21 protein-coding genes are annotated in these 24,848 nt (G+C 62.1%); 19 read left to right on the top strand and 2 right to left on the bottom strand.

Annotated features, from left to right (window positions below):
* The first annotated feature begins 191 nt into the window (after positions 1-191).
* From IEX27_RS16965 to IEX27_RS16880, 18 genes are all read left to right on the top strand, one after another.
* The gene (locus IEX27_RS16965; RefSeq protein ID WP_188722273.1) at positions 192-1,781 is read left to right on the top strand and encodes an ABC transporter substrate-binding protein; all 1,590 of its coding nucleotides are present in this window, start codon (positions 192-194) and stop codon (positions 1,779-1,781) included.
* A gap of 12 nt (positions 1,782-1,793) precedes the next feature.
* A complete protein-coding gene (locus tag IEX27_RS16960; RefSeq protein WP_188722272.1) occupies positions 1,794-3,386 on the top strand; it encodes an ABC transporter substrate-binding protein in 1,593 nt (530 codons plus the stop codon).
* A gap of 66 nt (positions 3,387-3,452) precedes the next feature.
* Positions 3,453-4,427, top strand: coding sequence for a DUF6282 family protein (locus tag IEX27_RS16955; protein ID WP_188722271.1), 975 nt, complete (start codon positions 3,453-3,455; stop codon positions 4,425-4,427).
* 13 nt (positions 4,428-4,440) lie between these two features.
* Positions 4,441-5,466, top strand: coding sequence for a fumarylacetoacetate hydrolase family protein (locus IEX27_RS16950; RefSeq protein WP_188722270.1), 1,026 nt, complete (start codon positions 4,441-4,443; stop codon positions 5,464-5,466).
* Entirely contained in the window at positions 5,466-6,158 is a 693-nt protein-coding gene (locus IEX27_RS16945) for a 3-oxoacid CoA-transferase subunit A (protein ID WP_188722269.1), read from the top strand. The genes IEX27_RS16950 and IEX27_RS16945 overlap by 1 nt, the downstream gene beginning before the upstream one ends.
* Positions 6,155-6,826, top strand: a complete 672-nt coding sequence (locus IEX27_RS16940) for a 3-oxoacid CoA-transferase subunit B (protein WP_188722268.1) — start codon at positions 6,155-6,157, stop codon at positions 6,824-6,826. Before IEX27_RS16945 ends, IEX27_RS16940 begins: the two co-directional genes overlap by 4 nt.
* A gap of 62 nt (positions 6,827-6,888) precedes the next feature.
* Complete coding sequence (locus tag IEX27_RS16935) at positions 6,889-7,731, top strand: DNA-binding transcriptional regulator (RefSeq protein ID WP_188722267.1); 843 nt, start codon at positions 6,889-6,891, stop codon at positions 7,729-7,731.
* Positions 7,728-8,870, top strand: a complete 1,143-nt coding sequence (locus tag IEX27_RS16930; RefSeq protein WP_188722266.1) for an acetyl-CoA acetyltransferase — start codon at positions 7,728-7,730, stop codon at positions 8,868-8,870. Before IEX27_RS16935 ends, IEX27_RS16930 begins: the two co-directional genes overlap by 4 nt.
* Before the next feature lie 2 nt (positions 8,871-8,872).
* Positions 8,873-9,259 carry a Zn-ribbon domain-containing OB-fold protein gene (locus IEX27_RS16925; RefSeq protein WP_188722265.1) on the top strand — a complete coding sequence of 129 codons (387 nt, stop codon included), beginning with the start codon at positions 8,873-8,875 and terminating at the stop codon, positions 9,257-9,259.
* A gap of 105 nt (positions 9,260-9,364) precedes the next feature.
* The gene (locus tag IEX27_RS16920) at positions 9,365-12,478 is read left to right on the top strand and encodes a hypothetical protein (RefSeq protein ID WP_188722264.1); all 3,114 of its coding nucleotides are present in this window, start codon (positions 9,365-9,367) and stop codon (positions 12,476-12,478) included.
* 283 nt (positions 12,479-12,761) lie between these two features.
* A complete protein-coding gene (locus IEX27_RS16915) occupies positions 12,762-13,937 on the top strand; it encodes an acyl-CoA dehydrogenase family protein (protein WP_188722263.1) in 1,176 nt (391 codons plus the stop codon).
* 8 nt (positions 13,938-13,945) lie between these two features.
* A complete protein-coding gene (locus IEX27_RS16910; protein WP_188722262.1) occupies positions 13,946-15,715 on the top strand; it encodes an acyclic terpene utilization AtuA family protein in 1,770 nt (589 codons plus the stop codon).
* Complete coding sequence (locus IEX27_RS16905; protein ID WP_188722261.1) at positions 15,712-16,491, top strand: enoyl-CoA hydratase-related protein; 780 nt, start codon at positions 15,712-15,714, stop codon at positions 16,489-16,491. Before IEX27_RS16910 ends, IEX27_RS16905 begins: the two co-directional genes overlap by 4 nt.
* The gene (locus IEX27_RS16900; RefSeq protein ID WP_188722260.1) at positions 16,491-17,669 is read left to right on the top strand and encodes a CaiB/BaiF CoA transferase family protein; all 1,179 of its coding nucleotides are present in this window, start codon (positions 16,491-16,493) and stop codon (positions 17,667-17,669) included. The genes IEX27_RS16905 and IEX27_RS16900 overlap by 1 nt, the downstream gene beginning before the upstream one ends.
* A gap of 5 nt (positions 17,670-17,674) precedes the next feature.
* The gene (locus IEX27_RS16895) at positions 17,675-18,832 is read left to right on the top strand and encodes an alpha-hydroxy acid oxidase (protein ID WP_188722259.1); all 1,158 of its coding nucleotides are present in this window, start codon (positions 17,675-17,677) and stop codon (positions 18,830-18,832) included.
* A gap of 57 nt (positions 18,833-18,889) precedes the next feature.
* Positions 18,890-19,627, top strand: coding sequence for an IclR family transcriptional regulator (locus IEX27_RS16890; RefSeq protein ID WP_188722258.1), 738 nt, complete (start codon positions 18,890-18,892; stop codon positions 19,625-19,627).
* Positions 19,628-19,721: 94 nt separating this feature from the next.
* Positions 19,722-20,705: a ketopantoate reductase family protein gene (locus tag IEX27_RS16885; RefSeq protein WP_188722257.1), complete on the top strand. Its 984-nt coding sequence runs from the start codon at positions 19,722-19,724 to the stop codon at positions 20,703-20,705.
* Complete coding sequence (locus IEX27_RS16880) at positions 20,702-22,033, top strand: MmgE/PrpD family protein (protein WP_188722256.1); 1,332 nt, start codon at positions 20,702-20,704, stop codon at positions 22,031-22,033. Before IEX27_RS16885 ends, IEX27_RS16880 begins: the two co-directional genes overlap by 4 nt.
* 2 nt (positions 22,034-22,035) lie before the next feature.
* Here the strand turns inward: IEX27_RS16880 and IEX27_RS16875 are convergent, their stop codons facing one another.
* Together IEX27_RS16875 and IEX27_RS16870 are read right to left on the bottom strand one after the other, a co-directional pair.
* Positions 22,036-22,947 carry an SMP-30/gluconolactonase/LRE family protein gene (locus tag IEX27_RS16875; protein ID WP_210315555.1) on the bottom strand — a complete coding sequence of 304 codons (912 nt, stop codon included), beginning with the start codon at positions 22,945-22,947 and terminating at the stop codon, positions 22,036-22,038.
* Positions 22,948-22,950: 3 nt separating this feature from the next.
* Positions 22,951-23,931 (bottom strand): Bug family tripartite tricarboxylate transporter substrate binding protein, encoded by a 981-nt coding sequence (locus tag IEX27_RS16870; protein ID WP_188722255.1) that lies wholly within the window; start codon positions 23,929-23,931, stop codon positions 22,951-22,953.
* A 106-nt stretch (positions 23,932-24,037) separates the two neighbouring features.
* Between IEX27_RS16870 and IEX27_RS16865 the strand changes: the two genes are divergently transcribed.
* Positions 24,038-24,844: an alpha/beta fold hydrolase gene (locus IEX27_RS16865; RefSeq protein WP_188722254.1), complete on the top strand. Its 807-nt coding sequence runs from the start codon at positions 24,038-24,040 to the stop codon at positions 24,842-24,844.
* Positions 24,845-24,848 lie beyond the last annotated feature (4 nt).

Genomic DNA, 24,848 nt, shown 5'->3' with positions numbered 1-24,848 from the left:
TCCGCTGTACATGCCTCAAAATCAGGCAATAATAAAATCATCGCGATCCTGTTGAGGCAGGAGAAATGAACGACACTTCATACAAACAATAAAAGTCGAACTTAATTCGCTTCAGAAGAAAGATTTCTGCACTTCAAGTCATCTTGCGATGTCTTGGACAGGTAAAATCTACCCTTGGAGGAGGGGTCAATATGAAGTTGAATATCAATCATGCATTGCGACTGACGGCTGGAACTGCCGTTATTCTCATCAGCGCGGCCGACATTGCACTGGCCCAGGGCCAGCCCAAATCCGGCGGCGTTCTTACACTTGTGATGGCAGGCACACCAAATACCTACGACTGCCATGCAGCCACCTCGATCACCGACCTCACCTATCTTGCGCCCCATTACTCCACCCTGCTGGAGTTTGACGCGGCGAACTATCCAGCAGTCAAAGGAAATGCGGCCGCCGAATGGTCCATTTCGGATGACCAGCTCACCTTCACCTTCAAGCTGCACCCAAACATCAAGTTCCACGACGGGACCGCGCTCACTGCTGAAGATGTGAAGGCAACCTATGAAAGACTGCGTGAGCCGCCGGAAGGTGTCGTTTCCGTCCGCGCCAGCAGCTTTGAGAATATCGACAGTATTGAAGCGGTTGATGACACGACCGTCGTCTTCAAGATGAAGGTCGCGCAGCCGGGGACGGAAGAACTCTTCGCCAGCCCGTGGAACTGCATCTATTCCGACGAAATACTCGCCAAGGATCCAAAACTGCCCATCACCGAAGTCATGGGCAGCGGACCGTTCGTCTTCGATGAACACGTGCAGGGCTCGCACTGGACCGGCCACAAGTTTGATGACTACTTCCGCGACGGCCAGCCGTACCTTGACGGCTTCAAGGTCATTACCGTCGACGGCCCCGGCGCCGTCAATGCGATCGCCAGCGGCCAGGCTCACGCGAACTTCCGCCTGCTCACGCCGCCGCAGCGCGACCGCATTGCCGAAGCTCGCGGTGACAAGACAGTCTTCCAGTCGACGGAAGGCGGCACGGTCAACATGATCACCGTCAATACACAGCGCAAACCCTTCGATGATCCGCGTGTCCGCAAGGCGCTGGATCTCGCCATCGACCGCAAGGGTGGCCAGGAGAACCTCTCGAAGATCACCAGTGCCGGCTATATCGGGTCCATTCTGCGGCCGAGCCATGAATATGCGCTGAAGGCTGAAGAACTGGCCGAACTGCCGGGGTATGGCCCGGACATGGAGGCTCGCCGGGCGGAAGCGCGCAAGCTGCTGGAGGAGGCTGGGGCCACCAACCTCAAGGTGAAGTTCGTCAACCGCAACATCCAGGATCCCTATCAGATCATCGGCGTCTTCCTGGTCGACCAGTGGCGTCAGGTGGGCTTCGACGTGGAGATGTCACAGGTCGACAATGCCTCCTATTTTCAGGCGCTGAAGGATCGCAACTTCGATATCGCCTTCGACCTCAACGCACCGCCCAGCGACGATGCGACGGAAGGGCTGATGAAGTACATCAGCGACTCGCCGGCAAATTACACCGGCTTCTCTGACCCCGAGGTTGACCAGCTCTTCGAGGCTCAGAAAGTCGAGCTCGACCGCGAAAAGCGTGGTGAACTCGTCCGTGAACTGCAGAAGCGGATCATGGGTCAGTCGACGTTCCTGCACCTCTTCCGCGGAGAGCGCATCGTCGCGATGCCCGCCAATCTCAAAGGCTACACGCTCACGCCAAGTTTTTACGTCGGTCACGACTTGTCCGGCCTCTGGTTTGATGAGTGAGGGAGGAAGTCAATGTCTTCGCAACGACTGAAGTTCAGGCCCGCAACGGCAATCAGCAGCCTTGCAATACTGGCTGTTATTCTTCCAGGTTCTGTTCTGGCGCAGTCACAGCCCAAGCAGGGCGGAACGCTGACACTGGTGATGGCCGGAACGCCCAACACCTATGACTGCCATGCGGCGACTTCCATCACGGATCTGACCTATATCGCGCCGCACTATTCGACGCTGCTCGAGTTTGATCCCGAGAAATATCCCGCCGTCAAAGGCAATGCCGCAGCCGAATGGACCGTGTCCGATGACCAGCTCACGTTTACCTTCAAGCTGCACCCGAACATCAAGTTCCATGATGGCAGCGCGCTGACGGCAGAGGACGTCAAGGCGACCTACGACCGGTTGCGCAATCCTCCGGAGGGTGTGGTTTCTGTCCGCGCCAGCAGTTTCGAGAACATCGCCGACATCGAGGTGGTGGATGACACGACGGTAGCATTCAAGATGGCCAAGGCGCAGCCCGGGACGTTGGAACTCTTTGCCAGCCCTTGGAACTGCATCTACTCCGATGAGACCCTCGCCAAGGATCCAAAGCTGCCAGCCACCGAAGTCATGGGCAGCGGACCGTTCGTGTTCAAGGAACACGTTCAGGGATCCCATTGGACGGGCGAGCGGTTCGCCGACTATTTCCGCGAAGGGCAGCCCTATCTCGACGGCTTCAAGGTGATCACTGTTGACGGTCCGGGCGCGGTCAACGCCATTGCCAGCGGCCAGGCGGACGCGAACCTGCGCTTCATCACCCCACCACAGCGTGACCGCATAGCGGAAGCGCGTGGCGACAAGACCGTATTCCAGATCACCGAGTCCGGCACCGTCAATGGCGTCGTCCTCAATACCCGCAAGCCGCCCTTTAACGACCCCCGCGTCAGGAAGGCGTTCGATCTCGCCATTGATCGGAAAACCGGTCAGCAAAATATCTCGAAGCTGACCAGCGCCGGTTACATCGGCACGATCCTGCGGCCGAGCCACCAATATGCGATCAAGCCGGATGAGCTGGCGGAATTGCCCGGCTACGGTCCGGACATCGAGGCGCGTCGTGCTGAAGCCCGCAAGCTTCTGGAGGAGGCTGGTGCTACGGGGGTAAAGGTACGGTTTGTTAATCGTAACATCCAGGACCCCTACCAGATCATCGGCGTCTTCGCCATCGACCAGTGGCGGCAGATCGGCGCTGATGTCGAGATGGTTCCGGTGGACAATGCGGCCTACTTCCAGGCGCTGAAGGATGGCAGTTTCGACATTGCCTATGACCTCAACGCGCCGCCCAGCGACGACGCCACAGAGGCTCTGCTGAAATACGTTTCGGACTCGCCTGCGAATTACTCCGGCTTCAATGATCCTGAGGCGGACCGCCTGTTTGAGGCCCAGAGAGTCGAGCTGGACCCGGAGAAGCGTGGCGAGCTGGTCAAGGAGCTGCAGAAGCGGATCATGGGGCAATCGACCTTCCTGCACCTCTTCCGCGGCGAGCGGATCGTCGCCCTCCCCGCCAACCTCAAGGGCTACACCCTGACGCCAAGCTTCTACGTGGGGCATGACCTCGCGGGCCTGTGGTTTGAATGACGATGGCTTGAGGGAGCTCCCGGCTCCCTCTGCCTCCCAGTTTCCTGACAGAAATGGATATTGACGATGCTACAAGACGCGGCACCCGCGAGGGGCTCGGACGAGACCGTTGTCGATCGCCTGCTGATTGGCGCGGTTGATCTTCACTGCCACAGCGGACCTTCGGTCATGCCCCGCAAGATCAATCATGCGGAAGCGATCCGCCAGGCCGACCAGGCCGGCATGCGAGGCGTCCTTTTCAAGGACCACTACTACTCCACCACGCCTGTGGCCGAACTGTTGAAGGAGATGCTGGGCGAGGAACGCGTTCGCATCCTCTCCGGCATAGCCCTCAACAATCACGTCGGCGGGCTCAATCCTTACGCGGTGGAACACGGCCTGAAGCTTGGCGGCAATCTGGTCTGGATGCCGACGATTTCGGCCGCCAACCATATACGTCATGCTCACAGGCGTAAGCTGCTGCCCACCAAAGTCTCCATGAGCGAGTCCATTGCACTCACCGTAGTGGATGTACGTGGCCAGCTTCTGGACGAGGTGAAGCTCATCCTGGATCTGATCGCCGAGTATGACTCGGTGCTTGCCACCGGGCACCTGCACATCAGCGAGATCTGGCCTCTCCTCGAGGAGGCGAAGGCGCGCGGGGTCAACCGCATGCTCATCAACCATCCGATGTTCCTCGTCGGCGCAAGCCTTTCAGACCTGACCGAGCTCGCTGGAATGGGCGCCTATCTGGAGCATTCCATCTGCCAGGTCATCGACTGTCCCTCCAACAAGTTCACCGCCGACGAGCTCGACGCCTTCATCAAGGCGGGCGGCGTCAACCGGACCATCATCGGATCGGATCTCGGTCAGTCCAAGAACCCGACGCCGGTCGAAGGCTTCCGCGAGATCATCCGGATGTGCTTGCAGCTAGGCTACGGCGAAGACGAAATCAGAAGAATGATCGGCCTCAATGCCTGCGAGCTGATCGGCATCCCCCCACTGTCTGACGGCGAGGCTCTGCATCGCGCGCATCAGGCGACCGAACCATCGAATTCATGATTGGAGTCATTGCATGAAACTCTGCCAGTATGAACGCAACGGCAAGCGGGCAATCGGCCTTGTCCTTGATGACAAGGAGCGTCTGATCGACCTTGCGGAAGCCTGGAAGCAGGTCTCGGCCACCGCACCCAGCAACTTGAAGGATCTTGCGGTGCCTGCCGAACTGCTCGACCTGATCAACCAGGGCGACAGCGGACGCGACCTCGCCGCCCAGGTGTCCAAGGCCGCGGCATCCGACGCGTCGAAATTCTCTCCCGTCGCCATTAGCGACGTGAAGCTCTGTGCGCCGGTTTCAAGGCCGCCTAAATTCTTTGCAATCGCAGTGAATCAGGACAGCCGCCGCCGCGCGATCACGCCTGAAAATCCGCATCCCACCTATTTCATCAAGCTCAGGACCTGCATCATCGGCCCGCACGACACAATCAAGATCCCGGACATCGGCCAGGTCGGGCCCGAGATCGAGCTTGCCCTCGTCATCGGCAAGGGCGGCAAAGCCATTCCAGAGGAAGAGGCGCTGGATCACGTGTTCGGGTTCATGGTGCACAATGACCTGACCGCGCACGAAATGCGCAAAGCAACGGAATGGGTGCATATCCGCCGGCCCGACGGCACGGAGGAGCACCTCACCTATCCCGGGCGCTACAAGAACTTCGACACGTTTTCGCCTACCGGTCCCTGGCTTACCACTCCTGACGAAGTGCCAGATCCGCATGACCTTCCGATGGCCTCCTACCTCAATGGCGAAGCTGTGCAGGCCGGCTCCACCAAGGGGTACGTTTACAATATCAGGCAATTGATTTCGCACTTGTCCTGGGCGCATGAGCTGGAGCCGGGCGACATCATCTCCTGCGGCACCTGCTCGCCTGTGGCGCCATGGAAGTCGTCCACCATCGACCTCGGCAAGATCGGCGGCGTGCTCGAGTCCGAGGTCGGCAATCTGGGCCGGCTGCGCAACCCGATCGAGTTCGTTCCGGGCAAGCAGAACTTTGGAGGGAGCAAGGTGCAGGCGCCTTCGCCTGAAACCAGCTCGGCGAAGTGATGAAACCGAAGCGAAAGACATCTGCACAGGAAGCCGTGGAGAGGATGCACGATGACGCCGTCGTCTTCATCGGCGGCTTCGGACGCGGCGGTGTTCCTGAAAACCTGATCGAGGCCGTCTGCCAGAAACGGTTACGGGGCCTCACGATCGTCAGCAACAATGCCGGTACAAGCAGTACCGGCATTGCCCGGCTGCTCGAGGAAGGGTGCGTGCGCAAGGTCGTCTGCAGCTTTCCGCTGGCAAAGGAATCCGTGGTGTTCAAGGGCCTGTACAACAAGGGCCTGGTGGATCTGGAAGTGGTACCCCAGGGCACGATGGCGGAACGCATCCGCGCGGGCGGTGCCGGTCTCGGCGGTGTGCTGACGCCCACGGGGGTCGGCACGGACATCGCCGAGGGCAAACAGGTCATCGAACTCGATGGCCGGAACTACCTTCTGGAACGCGCCATGCGGGCGGACTTTGCCCTGGTCAAGGCACACAAGGTCGATCCCATGGGCAACCTCGTCTACCGGAAGGCCGCGCGAAACTTCAACCCGATCATGGCCATGGCGGCGGACTGGGTGATGGTGGAAGCTACGAGCGAAGTTGCTGTCGGCGACCTCGATCCGGAAGCCATCGTGACGCCCGGCGTCTATGTGGATGCCTATGTGGCCATAGCTTCGGCTGGCCAGAGCATGGAGACGGCAGCATGACGGCAACGGGTCTCACGCTTGATCAGATGGCCTGGCGTCTTGCGCAGGAGCTCGAACCGGACTGGGTGGTGAATGTCGGCATCGGCATGCCGCTCGCCGTGGTTCCCTTCGTCGATCCTGCGAAGGACATCATCTTCCATAGCGAGAACGGCATCATCGGAATGGGTCCGGAGCTCGAAGGCACGGGCGTGGTCGACAATGATCTGCTGAGCGCGGGCAAGCGGCCGGTCTCGCTCATCCCGGGCGGAAGCTTCGTCCACCATGCCGATTCCTTTGCGCTCGCCAGAGGCGGGCGGCTCGATGCCGCGATCCTCGGCGCCTATCAGGTTGCCAGCAACGGCGATCTCGCCAACTGGAAGCTGCCCGGTGCACGCACTGGCAGCATCGGCGGGGCCATGGACATCGCCATCGGCGCACGGCGCGTTCTGGCAATCATGACCCACAAGACGCGTGACGGCGAACCGAAGCTGGTGGAGCGTCTAACCTATCCGCCGACGGCTCTTGGTGTCGTCACCAAGGTGTTTACCGATTTAGGAGTCATTGCAATCAGGGAGGGCCGGTTTATTCTGGAAGAGGTTGCGCCAGGCGTCGAGGTGGGCGAGGTGAGCGCCGCGACGGGCGCCGAGTTATGCACGGAGAAGACATGCATAATGTCGTTGCCGCGATAGCGCCGAGCACCTCGAAGAGCCTCCGAGCGCCTGGCAGAGAAGCTGGGGTTCGGGGAGCATCCATGTCGCCATACCGGCAGGTAAATTCGGTCATCAGGGCTCTTGAACTGCTGGAGATCCTGAACCGGCAGAAATTCACCTCCATCGAGCTGCTGCACAAATTGAGCGGGCTGCCCAAGCCGACGATCATCCGCTTGCTGAGTACACTGTCGAACGCCGGTTTCGTGGCCAAGGATGAAAACGGCAAGGGTTACCGCATAACATCCGCTGTCACTGCCCTCAGCTGCGGCTATCAGGGCGCACCGCTTGTGGTGGAGGCTGCTCGTCCCTGGGCGCAGGAGCTGACCAAACGGATCAGATGGCCGGTCGCCGTTGCAGTGCTGGACGAAAACGCGGCGCTCGTTTCCTACACGACCAGCGCTGAAAGCCCGATGTCTCCCTATCAGGGCATTCTCCACCGCCGCTTCGGTCTTCTGTCCCGAGCTCTGGGGCGGGCTTACCTCGCGTTCTGCCCGATGGAGGAGCGTCGGCTCATCCTGGAAATACTGAAGCGCACGCAGCATCCGGATTCCGGTCTCGAAATGACCGATGAAGAGATCCATTCGATGCTGGATGCGGTGGCGCGGCAAGGCTTCGCCGTTCGCGCCTCGGCTCCTGAAAAGGCCGCATCCGCAAGCCTTGCTGTTCCCGTCTTCGAGGAGGGCAGCGACCGTGTTCTGGCGACCATCGGCATCACCTACTACAACTCCGCCGTCAGCGGTGGCTATGCGGTAAACGAATATGTTCCGCTGCTGCGCACGGCGGCGGCGAACATCAGCGAGAGCGTGGCGCATCTGCAGCGCAAGGGCATCCAGGAGAATGTCCCCGACAGCGGACCGTCACGGGCCGGAGTTCCAGCGAAATGAGTCTTTACAGGAGTGCCGCAATAGCCGGGGTCGCAGAGTCGCGGCTGGGCATTGTCAGCGACGCAACCGTGCTTGAGCTTCAGGCCGAAGCCGCCGAGGAAGCCCTGGCCGAAGCCGGGATCGAAAAGAACGAGGTGGACGGCCTCCTCTGCTCGGGACGGTGGGGACGGACCCCTCAGCTCGAGGTCGCCGAATATCTCGGCATCAATCCGGCCTACTCCGATGGTACATCAGTGGGCGGCGCTTCTTTCGAATTTCACCTCGGCCATGCCGCAGCCGCGATCAAGGCCGGGCTCTGCGAGGTCGCGCTGATCCTCTACGGAAGCACACAGCGGTCAGGCAAGGAACGCAGCCTCGCCGCATCCCAGAACCTGGCGCTGCAGTATGAAAGCTTCGCCGGTCTGCCGAACCCCGTCGGCGCTTACGCGCTGGCTGCCTCCCGGCATATGGCTGTCCATGGAACGACCCGGAAAGATCTTGCCGAAGTGGCGGTCGCCGCGCGCAAGTGGGCGCAGTTGAACCCCAAGGCGTTCAAGCGCGATCCATTGACCATCGAAGACGTACTCGCGGCTCAACCGGTGGCCGAACCTCTCCACAGGCTCGACTGCTGCCTGGTGACCGACGGAGGCGGAGCGGTGGTTGTCGTATCGCCGGAACGCGCCAAGAGGCTCGCAAAGAGGCCCGTCTGGCTGCTCGGCCACGGCGAAAGTCATTCGCACATGCTGATTTCGCAGATGCCGGATCTTCTTTCGACGCCGGCACGGGATGCTGGCGAACGAGCCTTTGCCATGGCAGGCGTTGCCCGCAAAGACATCGACGTTCTTCAGATCTACGACTCGTTTACAATCACGGTCCTGCTGACACTTGAATCCGTCGGCTTCTGCCGCCCGGGTGAAAGTGCAGCCTACGTGTCCGGCGGGCGCATTGCACCCGGCGGAGAAGTAGCGCTCAACACCAGCGGCGGCGGGCTCTCCTACTGCCACCCGGGAATGTTCGGCATCTTCCTGATCATCGAAGCCGTCCGGCAACTGCGGGGCGAATGCGGCCCAAGGCAGGTGAGAAAGCATGATACGGCGCTGATCAGTGGAACGGGTGGTGTTTTCTGTTCCAACGCCACATGCATTCTCGCGGGGGACTGACGATGAGCGACGAAGCAACCCAGGTGGACGCGTTCTGGTGGAAAGGCGTCGAGGAAGAGCGGCTTCTCTTTCAGACATGCGATGCCTGCGACGCGGTCAATTTCTATCCGCGCATAAGGTGCGTTAAGTGCATGTCGCCCAGGCTTTCCTGGCGGGAAAGCACGAAACAGGGAACGGTCTACGCCTGTACGTTTATCCACCGAGCCCCCACAGCCGACCTCGCGGGCGAGGCACCCTATTTCGTCGTCCTGGCCGACATGGATGACAGATTCCGGTTCATGGCACGACTCCGGAAAGGCCCGCAACAGGACATTTCGGTGGGATCACGCCTGACCGTTGTCTTCGAAGAAACCAAGGACAAGAAGATCCCCTGCTTCGAAGCCGTCTGACGACGGTCGCTTGTTCATCAGGCTCCGGCCTGCCGCAACGCCCTGAACTCCATCTTGCGCCTTCGGCGGAAGCGTATATCCTCATGCGCGGGGTAGGGGTACATCATGAACATACTAAGACGTTTTTCCTGGGCGGTGTGCGCGTCTGCGCTCGTCTTGAGCAGTGTACCGACGGCAGCACAGGATGTTGGCGGCATCATCAACATGATGGGGCGCATGATTGAGCATGACATGCGCAATCAGGAATACCGCCGGCGGCAACAGGCCGAAGAACGAGCAGAGCAACAGCGCCGCCAGGCTGCCGAAACAGAACGAAGGGCACGCGAAGACGCTATCCGGCGTCAGGAAATCGCCTATGTGCGGCGCCTGCAGGCAGCCATGTCCCGCCTCGGCTTCTACGACAAGGCGATTGACGGAGACCGCGGGCCTGGCACCCGTCGAGCTGAGGCGGCCCTCATCGCGGCGTTCGATCTCTCGCCTGTCATCCTCAATGAGGATTACGTTGCAGAAGTCGAATATCTGGCTCAACTGGGCTTCCGCAGCGCGCGGGAACTCAGGGAGGCTGCCGCCGCCGGGTTCCAGAACCGCGAGGATTTTCTCGCAGCACGCGAGGGCGGGTTCGAGAACGCGCAAGACTTCGCCAGCGCCAGGCGTCAAGGGTTCGCCCGCTATGACGACTATCGGAAATTCCGCGCATCGGATTTCAAGAATGCTGAAGACTATCGGCTAGCCCAGAAGGGTGGCTTCCCGAGCCGACGCGAGTTTGAAGATGCTCTTGCCGCCGGCTTTGATGATTACAGCGGCTACAGCGAATTTCGCCAAAGCGGACTGCCGGACAAAGCCTCCTTCGAGCAACATCGGGCTGTGATGGCGCAGGCCCGTGAGGCTGCGGATAAATGCAGGGTTGCGGCAAGCACTGCTGAGATAGAAGACGCTGTCGCGACATGTCTGTCAGCAATGGTGTATCCAAACCAGACGAAACTCTTGCCAGAGCTGGAACAGCTGGACAAGCGAATTTCCGAGGCACTGGATGCCGTTGCGCGCAACGCGCCTTCCGTCGAGGTAGCTGCGCAGGGAGGCGGCCAGGCCGCGCCCGCAAATGCTGGTTCGTTCCTGCAGGAACAAGCCGCTCTGAAGGCTACCCAGGAAATGCTCTCCTGCGGTATCCTCCTGGCAGCCAGGAATTGGGCGTCAGCCAACGACCGGTGCAGCGCCCTGGGGGCTGACGGCGGTGACGTGGTGCAACAACTGGCTTCGCTTGCAAGCACGGAATTCGCGTCGCAGCAGGCCAAGGCCGCCGAAGAAGAGCGCGCGAGAAAAGAGGCAGCGGAGGCCGAGCGCCAGCGCCTGGCGCTGAACGCCGGCAGGGAACGCCTTGCCGCCCTCCTTGCCTCGATCGCTGAATATACCGACAGCAAACGCTCCTTCACAAACGCCATTGGCGTTGCCCGTGCCGTGGTTCGGTTGCGGCAGCTCGAAGGGTCCGACGACGTGACCCAGATCGAGCAGGCAATCCTGACAGTGGACGAACTGCTGAAGAATGAACCGAACTACCAGCAGTTTCTTGGCGAACAGAAGACGGCTGCTGAAATCGCGCACGTGAATGCGCGCGCCACCGCAGCCGCAGAGCTTCGAAGGACGGAGGCATTCATCGCCGACTTCGTCGGCAGCAACATATTGCATGAGGCTGTCGATAACCTCCTTGAACTGCAGGAGACGATCGCCAAGGCGCAATCATCGGGTCAGGATGAGGCGCTGTTCAACACGCAACGCCTCGTTGCGGATGCGATTGAGCGACTCAACCTGAAGGGAGAGCTGGACGCGTTCATCTATAGCGACACAGCCCGAGAGACCGTCGTAGAGGAAGCGCAGAACGGACTGGCAATCACGGAGGCCAACCAGTTCCTGCTCGTTGGCGATCCGCAGGACGTCATCGTTCTGGGCAACTACACGCCGGATGCCCCTCACCTTTTGGTCAATCTGGTTGGTGCGACCACCTTCGACGGCGGCAAGGTCAACATGTGCTGGGTAGGCTCGGACGCTCGCCACCCGCCGCTTGACGATCACGTCCAACCAATACTCCGAAAACTCGGCGCCAAGGAATTTGCCGCAACCGGCCTCTGCGACTCCCGCAATGCGATGCAGCAGGATGTGCTTGTCATCGAGCGTGGAGCACTGCTGTCCGGCGATCTGCTGGAGGCTCGGCCAATCATCTCGGGCTTTGAAACAGGGGCGCTCAAGACCATCGAACTCGTGGCGTGGTCTAGCATCGGCGAGACGGTTCGCAACGATCAGCAAACCTCGGCGCTGATCAAGAACGAGATCATTGCAGGTGTTCGCAAGGGCTTCGGCTTCATCGCCTTCGACAACCCGGACAATACTCTGTGCACGGTCATACCCGAGGCAGAGGCAGCACATCACACCCACGCGTTCGAGTTCGTGGCCGAAGCGGCCGAGCGCCACATGCCCGCGGATTTGAAGCGGTCTGTCGTGTCACTCGATCGGGCGTTCGCGAATATCCAGAAGAATGCCTGCCGGATTGTCTACGCACAGGCGGAGGACCTCGCACAGCTGCTGCCGGCTCTTGAAAAAATCGACAAGGCCGCATCGGTGCTGCCCATATGGATCACACAGGAGCTTGTCGCGGAGGGGAAGGCGCTGTCGGAGAGCAGCCAGCAGGAGCGCGAAAGGCTGATCGCGAAGCGCCGTCAGGAGTTGGAAGCGGCGGCCCGTCTGGAAGAAGAAAAGAACCGGCAGGCCGAAGTCGTGCGGGCAAAGCTCCAGAACGAGATGCGGACCCGCTATGCGCAGGAAGCGCGGGCGGCGCATAATAGCCTCACCGATCTCGCCAAGGCGATCTGGAGCGAAGACATGGCCTCCCGCGAAGAGTTCCTGGCGCTGTTCCCGAACGCCGGCACATGGAGAATGGAGCACGCGGCCAATGGTTGGGTGATCGACCGGTTCGAGGATGAACTGGTCGATTATGGAACGGCAGAATGGAAAGACCGCCGTCTGGAAGCGGTACTGGTCAAGACGACGTTCGTCACCAAGAACCCGATCCGTGGAGAATACCACGAGGCATGCATGGTGCTCGGCTATCTGATCGACCGGGAGTTTGAGCAGCGCCGTGACCCGTTGGAAGTGCCTTGCACCGCCACCGAAGAATTGCCCCGCTGGAAAGCCGGACGTCTCTTCGAAAGCCGTTGGATTGCGCCATAGCTCGGCGCGGTGACGATATCACCGTCATTCTCCTGTTTTAATTGCAACGGCGGCTCCTGGGAGCCGCCGTTACTCTTTCTGCAGCACCACTCAATGGCTTGGCTGCCTGCGTCTCTCCCTTGAACTGATCGATGGTGCCCTCACCTCATGAGCTCCGTCACCACGTCGCGTGCCCGTTGACGGCGCATGAGCTCCACGATAATAATTCGTGAATAAGAATTTTATTTCGCCACAGCGTATAATTGCAGCGCTGAACGGGAGCGGCGCAAGGGAGGATGGATCTATGGAATTTGAGGCGCTGGCGCGCACGCCCGAGCAGATCGCGGTGCGCGATGCGGTGAAGGCCATCTGCAACAGGTTTGATGACGCCTATTGGCGCGAACGCGACCGCACGGGCACCTTCCCGCACGAGTTCACCAAAGCCATGGCCGAAGGCGGCTGGCTCGGGATCGCGATGCCGCAGGAGTATGGCGGCGCCGGCCTCGGCGTCACGGAGGCCGCGATCATGATGCAGGTCGTGGGCAATTCGGCCGGTGCCTTTGCCGCCTGCTCATCGATCCACATCAACATCTTCGGCCCCCACGCCATCGTCGTGCATGGCACGCCGGAGCAGAAGGAGCGCATGCTGCGCCCGCTGATCGAGGGCAAGATCCGCGCGTGCTTTGGCGTGACGGAGCCCGATGCCGGCCTCGACACTACCAAGCTGAAAACCCGTGCCGTGCTGAAGGGTGACCGCTACATCGTCCATGGGCGCAAGATGTGGATCTCGACGGCGCAGATCGCCGACAAGATCATGCTGATTGCCCGCACCACGCCGATAGAGGAATGCAAGCGGCCCACCGACGGCCTGACGATCTTCTTCACCGATTTCGATCGCAGCAAGATCGAGGCGCGCGAGGTGCACAAAATGGGGCGCGCGGCGGTGGACAGCAACGCGCTCTTCATCGACGGCCTGGAGATCCCCGTCGAAGATCGCATCGGCGAGGAAGGCAGGGGCTTCTACTATTTGCTCGACAGCCTCAATCCTGAGCGCATCCTCAACGCAGCCGAGGTGATCGGCATCGGTCGCCGCGCGCTGGCGAAGGCGACACAATATGCCAAGGACCGTGTCGTGTTCGGCCGACCCATCGGCATGAACCAGTCGATCCAGCATCCGCTGGCCGAAAGCTGGTCGGAGCTGATGGCGGCCGAGCTGATGACGCTGCGCGCCGCAGAGCTCTACGATGCCGGCCAGCCTTGTGGCGCAGAGGCCAATGCGGCGAAATACCTGGCGGCGGATGCGAATTTCCACGCCTGCGACAGGGCCGTCCGCACCCATGGTGGAATGGGCTATGCGAGCGAGTTCGACGTCGAGCGCTATTTTCGTGAGGCGGTGGGCACGCGCCTCGCCCCTGTCTCGCGCGAACTTGTGCTGTGTTACCTCGCCGAGCGGGTCCTTGGCCTGCCGAAATCCTATTGAGCGTGGCCATGAACGAGCGCGTTGTGCGCATAGGCGGAGCGTCCGGTTCATGGGGCGACAGCCCCATGGCCATCCCGCAACTGCTGACCGCAGAGGTTGACTACCTCATCGCCGACTATCTCGCCGAGATCACCATGTCGCTTCTGGCGCGGGCGAAACTGAAGGATCCGGAGGGAGGCTATCCGCCGGATTTCATACGCGACCTTGGTAACAATCTGGACGAGATTGCCGCGCGCGGCATCAAGTTCGTTACCAATGCGGGAGCGGTCAATCCGCAGGGCTGCGCGGAGGCGCTGGCAAAGGTCGCCGCCGACAAGGGCCACGCGCTGAACATCGCGGTCGTTGAGGGCGATGACATGCTGGCCCACGCGGAGCTGCTGCGCCCCGAAGGTGGCGGCACGTTGCCGAAGCTGCTCACCGCCAACGCCTATCTCGGCGCGCTGCCGATCCGGGCGGCCCTCGCCGCAGGCGCTGACATCGTCATCACCGGGCGCGCTGCCGACAGTGCGCTGGCGCTTGGGATCCTGATGCATGAATTCGGCTGGACGGAAGACCAGTACGATCTTCTTGCTGCCGGAAGCCTCGTCGGCCATGTGCTCGAATGCGGGCCGCAGGCCACCGGCGGCATTCACACCGACTGGCAGGATGTGCCCGGTTGGGAGAACATCGGCTATCCCATTGCCGAATGTGCTACCGATGGCAGCTTTGTCCTGACCAAGCCGCCCGCAACTGGCGGTCTCATCAACCGCGGCGTTGTCTCCGAACAGATCCTCTATGAGGTGGGAGACCCGGCTGCCTACATCCTGCCCGATGTGGTGGCCGACTTCACCAACGTCAGCGTAGAGGAACTGGGCAACAACCGCGTGCGCGTTGCGGGCGCCAGAGGCGGTGCACCGACGCCCGACTACAAGGTCTCGGCGACCTGGCTCGATGGCCACCGCGCCGTTGCGACCTTCTCCATTGTCGGGCCGGACGCGGCGCTGAAGGCGGATCGCACGGCCGAAGCGCTGATCGCACGCGGCGAGGCCCTGTTTGCAAAGAACGGCTTTGCCGGATTTTCGTCTACCCATGCCGAAGCGCTGGGAGCAGAAGCCGCCTATCCGCCTGCGCAACAGCGGCGCGGCACACGCGAGGTCGTACTGCGGCTCGTCGTGGCACATCCCGACCGGCGCGCGCTCGAACTCTGGTCAAAGGAGATCGGCTCCGTCGGCATTTCTTTTGCACCGGGAACCACCGGCATCATGGGCGGACGGCCGCGACCAACACCCGTCATCCGGCTTCTGACTTGCTACGTGGCGAAAGCGAGCCTGCCTGCCCCGCGTCTCATTTTGGACGGCGGTGACCCAATCGAAGTTCCGGTGCCAGCGGGCGAGGCTCTGCAGACTGCAACGCGCGAGCCAATTGCCGGTGCCGATTTTCCCAAAGGCGAAAGGATTTCGGTGCCGCTCGGCCGCATCGCCTACGCGCGCTCGGGCGACAAGGGCAACAGCTCCAACATCGCCCTGATTGCGCGGAGGGCCGAGTATCTGCCGGTGATCCGCCGCGAAGTGACACCGCAGAGGATGCTCGACCATTTCGAAGGTCTGGTGGAAGGGCCGGTCGAGCGCTTCGACGCGCCCGGACTTCTCGCAGTCAACTTCCTGCTGCGCAACGCCCTTGGCGGCGGCGGCATCGCCAGCCCGCGTATCGATCCGCAGGGCAAGGCGTTCGGCCAAATGAGCCTTGAGATGATGGTGGAAGTGCCTCGCGTACTTCTGGGCCGAGAGGAGAAGGCATGACGGATCCAATTCTTGTGGAACGGCGCGGTTCGGCGCTGTGGATCACGATCAACCGTCCGGACCGGCGCAATGCCATCAACAATTCCGTCATCACCGGCATTCAAGCAGGGCTTGAGCGCGCCCGCAGCGAAAAAGGCGTGCGCGTGGTGGTGCTGACCGGTGCGGGCGAAAAGGCGTTCTGTGCCGGGGGTGACCTGCAGCAGGGTACCTCCGTCTTTGACGACGATCCGGTCGAGCCGACCACCGACTTCGGCCGCCTCGCCCGCTTTGGGCGTGAGATGCAGATCCCGATGGTCGGACGCATCAACGGGGCCTGCGTCGCAGGCGGCACGGGATTGATGGCGCTCTGCGACATCGTCGTTGCTGCCGATCACGCCAAGTTCGGCCTGCCGGAAGCGCGCGTCGGCGTCTTCCCGTTCCAGGTGCATGTCTATTTCCGCAAGCTGATCCTGCCGCGCCATGTGGCAGAGCTTGCGCTGCTCGGTGAATATGTGGACGCGCATCGCGCGCGGGAGATGGGCCTCATCAACTATGTAGTGCCGGCGGAGGAGCTGGATGCAAAGGTCGCCTGGGTCTGCGAGAAGCTGGCCCTCGCCTCCCCCGCAGCGATCCGGCGCGGCAAGTACGCCATGACGGCCATGCAGGACATGGCCTTTCATGAGGCGCTCTCCTTTGCCGAGGGACAGATCATGCTGACAGCCGCAAGCGACGACGCGGCCGAAGGCCTTGCTGCATTCAACGAGAAGCGCCGGCCCCGCTGGCAGGAGGAAAGCTGATGGCTGAAGAAGGCAAGCGAGGAGGCCCGCTTTCGGGTGTGCGCGTCGTCGATCTGACAACGGTGGTGATGGGACCATCCTCGACCCAGATCCTGGGCGATCTCGGTGCAGACATCATCAAGGTCGAGCAGCCGGAGGGCGATTCCACGCGAGGCATCGGTCCGGCGCGCAACCATGGCATGGGGCCGCTGTTCCTGCAGAACAATCGCAACAAGCGCTCGGTCATGCTGAACCTCAAGACCGAGGAGGGTATGGAAGCGCTGCATGAGCTTCTGCGCACGGCCGACGTGTTCGTCACCAACATCCGCCCGCAGGCGATCGAACGTCTCGGCCTTGATTATGCGGGCGTTTCGGCGGTGAACCCCGGCATCATCTATGCCGCAGCCGTTGCCTATGGGCGCGGGGGGCCGGAAGCAGGCCGCCCGGTCTACGACGACATCATGCAGGCATCGGCGGGCATTTCAGATCTCTTCGCCAAGGTCGACGGCAAGCCGCGCCAGGCGCCGGTCAACATCTGCGATCGTATCACTGGCCTCTATCTCACCATCTCGATCACCAGCGCGCTGTTCCACCGGGCGTTGACCGGCGAAGGGCAGGAGATTGAAGTCCCGATGCTGGAGACGATGGCGCAGTTCGTGCTGGGCGATCATATGGCGGGTTCGGTTTTCGTGCCGCCGCTCGGGCCGCTGGGCTACATGCGGCTCCTGTCACGCCACCGTGGACCGTACCCGACCAAGGATGGCCACATCTGCATCGTGGTCTACACGGATGCGCAGTGGCGGGCCTTCACCGACCTCATCGGTGATCCGGGCCTGATTGACCGTGACGAGCGCTTTGCCAACCAGACGGTGCGCACGGCTAATGCGGAACTGTGCGGCGAATATATCGCCCGCTACACGCCCAGCCGCACCACGGAGGAGTGGCTCGCGTTCTGCCGTTCGATCGACATTCCGGCAGCCTCTGTGACCAAGCTGGAAGACCTGTTCGAACATCCGCATCTGAAGGCGGTCAACATGTTCGACACGATGGAGCACCCCACCGAAGGCACCATTCGCACGGTGCGCTTTCCGGTCAACTTCAGCAGGACGCCGGCTGCAATCACCCGCCCTGCCCCGCGCCTTGGCGAGCATACCGACGAGGTCCTGAGCGAGCTGCGCGCTCGCTCTGCTGCGGAGTAAGGAAGATGGGGGGGCTCTACAACGTCTGGGACTATAGAGAGGCGGCGAAGCGGCGCATGCCGCGCGCCTTCTTCGAGTTCCTCGATCGGGGAACCGAGGACGGGCACGCGATGCGTGCGAACCGCAACGCGCTTGAGGCGGTGAAGCTGCGGCAGAGGATCCTGCAGGACGTACGCCATATCGACACATCAACCGAGCTTTTCGGGCGCAAGCTGCCCCTTCCGCTTGCCACGGCGCCCACCGGCGTCGCCGACATCATCGCCTATCGGGGCGAGCTGGCAGTGGCGCGCGCCGCCGGCAAGGCCGGCATCCCCTATACGCTTGCCACCAGTTCGACGACGCTAATGGAAGCCGTTGTCGAGGCTGCGACCGCCGGATGCTGGCTGCAGATGTATGTCTGGGAGGACCGCGAGGCGAGCTACTCAGTCGCTGCCCGCGCCCAGTGCGCGGGTATGGAGGCGCTTGTCATCACCGTGGATTCGCCGGTGCTTGCCAACCGCGAATATAATTCCCGCAACGGCTTCATCTATCCGATCAAGGCGCGTCCGCGTCTGGTTGCTGACGTCCTAAGCCACCCGGTCTGGTCGGCGCAGACGCTTGGCCGCTACTGGATGACGGGCGGGTTGCCGCGTTATGCCAACTACCCGGATGACATGAGCGGAAAGGTGACGCGCAAGGTCTCGCGCCGTGCCAACTCTGCCAGCGTCACCTGGGACGATATTGCCCGTTTTCGCGACTTCTGGAAGGGAAAGCTGATCCTGAAAGGCATCCTTGAACCTGCCGACGCGGTCCGTGCATCCAAGCTCGGAGCAGATGCCATCTCAGTCTCCAACCATGGCGGGCGCATGTTTGATGCCGCGCCATCCGGCCTGGAGATGCTCTCCGAAATCGTCAGGGCCGTGCCCTCCTCGATGACCATTTTCTACGACGGCGGCGTGCGGCGGGGGCTAGACATCATGCGTGCCCTGGCGCTTGGGGCACACGCGGTTCTTATTGGTCGCGCCACGCTCTATGGCGTCGCGGTGAAGGGGGAAGAGGGAGCAAGCCACGTCATCGACATATTGACAGAGGAGTTGCGTCGCGGCATGGGGCTTGCCGGCCTGACGTCGGTATCCCAGATTTGCTCGGATTGCCTCTGGCCTCCGCGGGAGGTGGCGCGATAGGATCGTTTGTTTATGTCCGCCGTCGCTTCAAGGCGGCAGGCTGCAGGTGGAGGTTGCATGTCGAAGATCGTCAAGCGGACGCTCGACTTCATAGAACTGTTTGCCGAGGAGCGAAGGCCCCTGTCGCTCTCGGAGATCTCACGTCTACTCGACATTCCGATGTCCAGCAGCTTCGACGTGGTTCGCTCCCTGCAGGAGCGCGGCTATCTCTACGAGCTTGGCCAGCGCGCCGGCTATTATCCGACGCAACGCATCGTGCGCCTTGCGGCCATCATCTCCGAAAACGACCCGATCCTGATGCGGGCCGACATCATGCTCCGCGCACTGCGCGACGAGTTCGACGAGACGGTGTCGCTGTCGCAATCGACCGGCCGGCAGGGGAAGTATCTGCTGGTCTACGAGGCCTCGCATCCGCTGCGCTACACCGCGCGGGTGGGCGACAGCCTGCGCAGTCTGCATGCAACGTCCATCGGCAAGGGCGTGCTCGCCACACTGTCACCGGAAGACCTGGACGAGGTGCTGTCCCAGCCGCTGCAGCCGCTGACCGAGCACACCCTGACGGATCCGGAGAAGCTGCGCGCCAACGTCGCCGAAGGTGCCAAGCGCGGGCTCTTCATCAATCGCGAGGAAAGCGCGCAGGCGATCATCACGCTCACGTCGCCCTTCCGCTGGAACCGCGCCGACTATTTCGTGACCATGGCCGGGCCGCTCTATCGTCTGGAGCCTCGTCTCGACGAGATCGAGCAGCGTCTGAAGCAGATCTGCCGCGATCTGGAGATGCCCGACACCAAATAGGCCTGCAATCTCGCCCCCGGCGACCGTTGCAGCGCACGGTTTTCGCCAATGCGCAATCGCCTGCCGATTGCCAATGCATGGATGGGGGAGCTGCATGAAGATCTGCATTCTCGGCGCGGGCGCCATCGGTGGCCATATCGCCTTTCGCCTGGCAGCCGCCGGCCATGAGGTTTCTGTGGTGGCGCGCGGCGCGCACCTTGATGCCATGCGCCAGCGCGGCCAGCTTGGATTCACGGAAGGCGCTGACGTTTCCTACGCCCCGGTGCGCGCGTCCAGCAACCCGGCCGACTTCGGCCCGCAGGATGCGGTGATCGTCGGCGTCAAGGCGACCGGACTTGCGGTGATGGCAGACCTCTTAGGCCCGGTTGTCGGGCCGCAGACGCTCGTCTATTTCCCGCAGAACGGCATGCCCTGGTGGTATCCCGTCTCGGCGGAAACATTGCCCTACGCGCTGCCGGATCTTGCCATATTCCGGGTCAAGGAACGCTTCCTGTCGATCCTGAAGCCGCACCAGATCGCGGCAGGTACCGTCTATTCCGGCAATGAGGTGCGCGAGCCAGGCATCATCTACAACTCCTCGCCCGGCAGGAACAGTCTCACCATTGCAGCCATTGACCCGGAAGGCCGCGAGGCAACCGAAGCACTGCGCGCGGCGATCGACGCCTCCGGCCTCGGCGCGACCACACCTGGCAATCTGCGCACCGCCATGTGGACCAAGCTGGTGCAGAACATGAGCGGCTCCGTGATTGCGCTTGCCACGCGCAACCAGACCGCGATCTCGCGCCACGACGCGCGCCTTGGCGAGCTCTATATCCGCATCATGACAGAGGGTAAGGCGATCGCCGATGCCTGGGGCTATCCCGTTTCCCTCGATCCGGTTGAGGCGCTTTCGCGTGCGCCATATCATCGGCCATCGCTGCTGCAGGATTTCGAGCAGGGCCGGCCGATGGAAATCGGCGAGATCGTGCTCGCACCCGCAGCCTTCGCCCGCGCGGCAGGTGTGCCTTGCCCCTCGCTCGATGCGGTGGCCGGTATTGTGGCGCGGCTCGCGATAGACAAGGGGCTCTACAGCGAATGAGCGAGACCCCAAGCCTCAGCGAACACCTTGGTGCCTTCGTTGCCGCACCGCCGCCTGTTCCCGCCGATGTGGTGGAGCGCGCCAAGGTCAGTCTCGTCCACAACATCACCATGGCGCTCGCAGCGCGCGGACGTGAAAACGCGGGACACATCGCAGCAGCACGGCATCCGGGCCACGCAACCCTGCTTGCTTCGGGCGCACACTGTTCTGCCGATTGGGCCGCACTCGCCAATGGCGCGCTCTTTCATGTTCGCTCTCAGGATGACGTCCACCTTGCCTCGACCGCCCATCCCGGCGCGCCGGTAATCGCAGCCGCTCTGGCGGTGGCTGAGACCCACGGCGCAAGTGGCAAGGCGTTTCTGGAGGCCATGGTTCTTGGCTATGAGGTGCTGTGCCGGATAGGACGCGATTTCGATCAGGAGGCGACCGAACGCGGCTTCCGCCCTGCCGGAATCTGGGGCGGGTTTGGCGCCGCGGCAGCCTCCGTGCGACTGATGGGTCTTGATGCGAAGGGCTGCGGCCATGCCATCGCCCTTGCCACGCATCAGGCGGGCGGTGTGCTGCAGGTGTGGACCGAAGGCGGACCGGAGTTCCCGTTCCAGCTTGGTTTTGCCGCACGCAACGGCGTTGTCGCCGCCGAGCTGGCTGCGGCTAGTCAGGTCGCGGGCCGCTTCATGCTTGAGGGGTCGAAGGGGCTCTACCATGCCGTTTCCGGCGTCTCGACGGCTCCGACGGAAGCGCTCGACGGTCTTGGCACGGACTGGCAGCTGCGCGAAGTGACGGTCAAGCCTTATCCCTGCTGCGCAGTTTTGCAGGGGCCGGTGCAGGAAGTGCTGCGGCTTCGCAGCGATATCAACGGTGCCAGGATTTTGGCGGTGCACCTGTCGCTCAGCCCATTCGAGGCGACCTTCCCGGGCATCGACAATGCCGGTCCGGCTTTTGCAAGTGCTGCCGCCACCAAGATGAGTGCGCAGTTCTGCCTCAGCGTTGCGCTGATCGATGGACGGCTGGCGCTATCGGACCTGTCGCGGCTCCATGATCCGGCAATCCGCGCCATGGCGGCGCGGATCAAGGTCATCGCCGATCAGGCACTTCAGGATCGTCAGTGCCGCATCCGCATCGAATTGGACGATGGGCGCATGCTTTCGGCCGGGCTCGACGGTGCGATCGGCCAGCCTTCTTTCGACGAGATTTCCGCCTTTTGCATCACGATGGCTGACGAGATGGGCATCACACCCGAACAGGCGCAGGCGATTAACCGTGAAATTGCGGAACTTGACGAGCGTCCGGATGTCAGCGCGCTCATAGCTGCTATCGTCGGGAGATAGCGTCAGCTGTGCGAAAAGAGCCGTGCACCGGCCCCGCTTGTTCGCGCAACAAGGATTGATGCCGTCGCGGCTTCGGTGATGTAGAGGTCCCGCCTGTCCGGCCCGCCAAAGGCGATGTTGGTGGTGGCCTGCCCCGCCGGTGAGCGCACCTGTTCGATCGGACGGCCGGCAGCATCGAAGATCCACACCGTGCCGAGACCGATGTGCGCTATGGCAAGCCCGCCGTCTTCCATCAGCGCGATGCCGTCCGGCCCGCCACCGCCCGAGAGCTGGATGAAGTTGCCTGCCTTGCATGGCGCACCATGCTTGAGCAATGGCACCCGCCAGATCGAATTGGCGCGCATCGCGGCGACAAAGAGCAGCCTGCCATCAGGTGTCACGACGATGCCGTTGGGCGACGGCACGTTGGACAGGATGCACTGGATCGTCCCGTCCGCAGCAACGCGGAAGACGCGGCCGGTCGGATCGTCCAGCCCCGTGTTACCCTGGTCCGTGAAATAGAGATTGCCCGCGTCATCGAAGCAGAGGTCGTTGACCCCGCGGAACCGTTCGAGATGCGCGCGTTGGAGATAGGGTGTCACCCGACCGTTAACGGGATCCACCAGCATGATGCCGTGCTTGTTGTCGGCTACGAACAGGCGGCCATCGCGGTGGAACTTCAGACCGTTGGGCCAGCCGTCATATTCGGTGAGGAGCGTCACCTCGCCACCCGGCGGCACACGAAAGATGCGGCCCGCGGGAATGTCGGTGAAATAGAAGGTTCCGTCGCGGTCGAAGACGGGGCCTTCCAGCAGCGGATGGCGAGGGGCCGACGCCTGACCGTCGGCCCACTCGGTGTTTGGCGGTTCGAGATAGGCCTCCGGCAGCGTCGCGAAAACCGTTGCTTCTACGATCGGAGGCTCCCGAAACAGCATAGCTTACTGCTTCTCGATACCGGCGATCTCGACAGCATTGGTCCAGAAGGCCAGATCGTCGGCGATCAGCTTGTCGAGCTCGGCCGGCGAGGACGGCGTTGGCTCGAGCCCCATCTTGCGCATGCTGGCCTGCACGTCTTCCTCGGCCAGCGCTTCAAGCGCAGCCGCTGAAAGTTTTTCGACCACCTCGTCCGGCGTCCCGGCTGGTGCGAAGAAGCCCATCCAGCTGGAAGTTTCTACCCCCTCCGCCGTCTCATTGATGGTCGGAAGATCAGGATGTGACGGGATGCGCGCCTTTTCAGCCAGCGCGACGAATTTCAGCTCGCCCGCCTCAACCAGCGCATGCGCCGTAGGGAGGCCCGCGAAGGCAAAATCGACCTGGCCACCCACCAGAGCCTGCATTGCGGGCGCGCCACCCTGGAAGGGCACGTGCTTCAGCTGGATGCCGGCAGAGCGGTTGAGCAATTCACCCGCAATGTGGTGCGCCGAGCCGATACCGGCACTCGCGAAGGTGAGCTGGCCGGGCTTCTCCTTTGCCGCTGCGATCACGTCAGCAACGGAGTTGAAGGGCGAGCTCTTCTGCGCCACCAGCGAGAGATAGGTTTCGCCGAGCTTGGCGATGCCGCGTAGATCCTTGGTGGGATCGTAGGTGACCGACTTCTGCAATGTCGGGGCCATGACGATCGGCGCATTGATGGTGATGAGCAGCGTATAGCCATCCGGCTTGGCGCGAGAGACGAGCGCCGTGCCAACCGTGCCGCCAGCGCCGGCGCGGTTGTCGATCAGGATCGACTGACCAAGCTTTTCTTCCATCTTCGGCTGCAGCGTCCGCACGAGAATGTCTGTCAGCGCGCCGGGTGGGAACGGCGCCACGATGGTAATTGCTTTTGATGGAAAGTCCTGAGCGGCCGCCGGGCCGGCCAGCGCGGCGGCAAGGCTAAGCGTTGCAGCAAACGACGCTGCCATCTTGAAGAAGCGGTTCAACGAAAGTTCCTCCCATTCGTCGTCGACAAAAATTCGCTGTCACGAAATTTATACCGTATTGTCGAAAAATTCTCTCCTTTGTAAGGTCTGATGTCAAGGAGATTAGATGTCTGGAGCTGCCGTGAAGTATTACCTCGAGGTTGAGCCTGATGTGCGGATCGCCGTTACTTTGGATGACTTCACCGACCCATGGACGACGCCCGAAACTGTGCTGATGCTGCACGGAAATTCCGAAAGTGCCGCGGCCTGGTTCGCCTGGGTGCCGCTCTTCGCGCGCCGCTATCGCATCATCCGTCCGGACATGCGCGGCTTCGGGAATTCGACGCCGATGCGCGAAGACTACCGCTGGTCTCTGGCGCGGCTTGTGGCCGATCTGGTCGCTGTCTGCCGGCGGCAGGAAGCAGCGTGCGTCCATGTCGTTGCGGCCAAGATATCTTGTCAGATAGCGTTGAAGTTCGCCATCGATCATCCGGACATGGTGAGAAGCCTGACACTCGTGGGACCGCCGCCGCCGGTGCGCGAACTTGCGACCCGCGTGCCGTCGCTGGATCTTGTGCGCCAGCACGGCGTTGAGGCATGGGCGCGGGCCAACATGGCGGAGCGGCTTGGCGCTTCCATGCCGCCGGAGGCCGTCGAGTGGTGGACGCGCTTTATGGGACGCACACCAGTCTCCACCCAGCTTGGCTTCATGCAGCATCTGGCGATCTTTGATATCGAAGCGGAGCTGGGATCCGTGACCCAGCCAACGCTGGTGCTTGCGCCGGAGCAGTCATTAGACGAGGTGGCAGCCTGGCAGCATAATATCCCGGCCTCGCGCCTCGTGGGCGTGCCTGGAAACTCCTATCATGTTGCGGCAAGTCACGCCGAATTCTGCGCAGCGCAAACGATCCGCTTCATCGAGGAAGTAAGCTAGGTTC

The organism is Nitratireductor aestuarii (assembly GCF_014641695.1).
Classification (GTDB): Bacteria; Pseudomonadota; Alphaproteobacteria; order Rhizobiales; family Rhizobiaceae; genus Chelativorans; species Chelativorans aestuarii.
The sequence above is the reverse complement of the archived record's forward strand: the minus strand, read 5'-3'. Positions and strand labels throughout refer to the sequence as shown.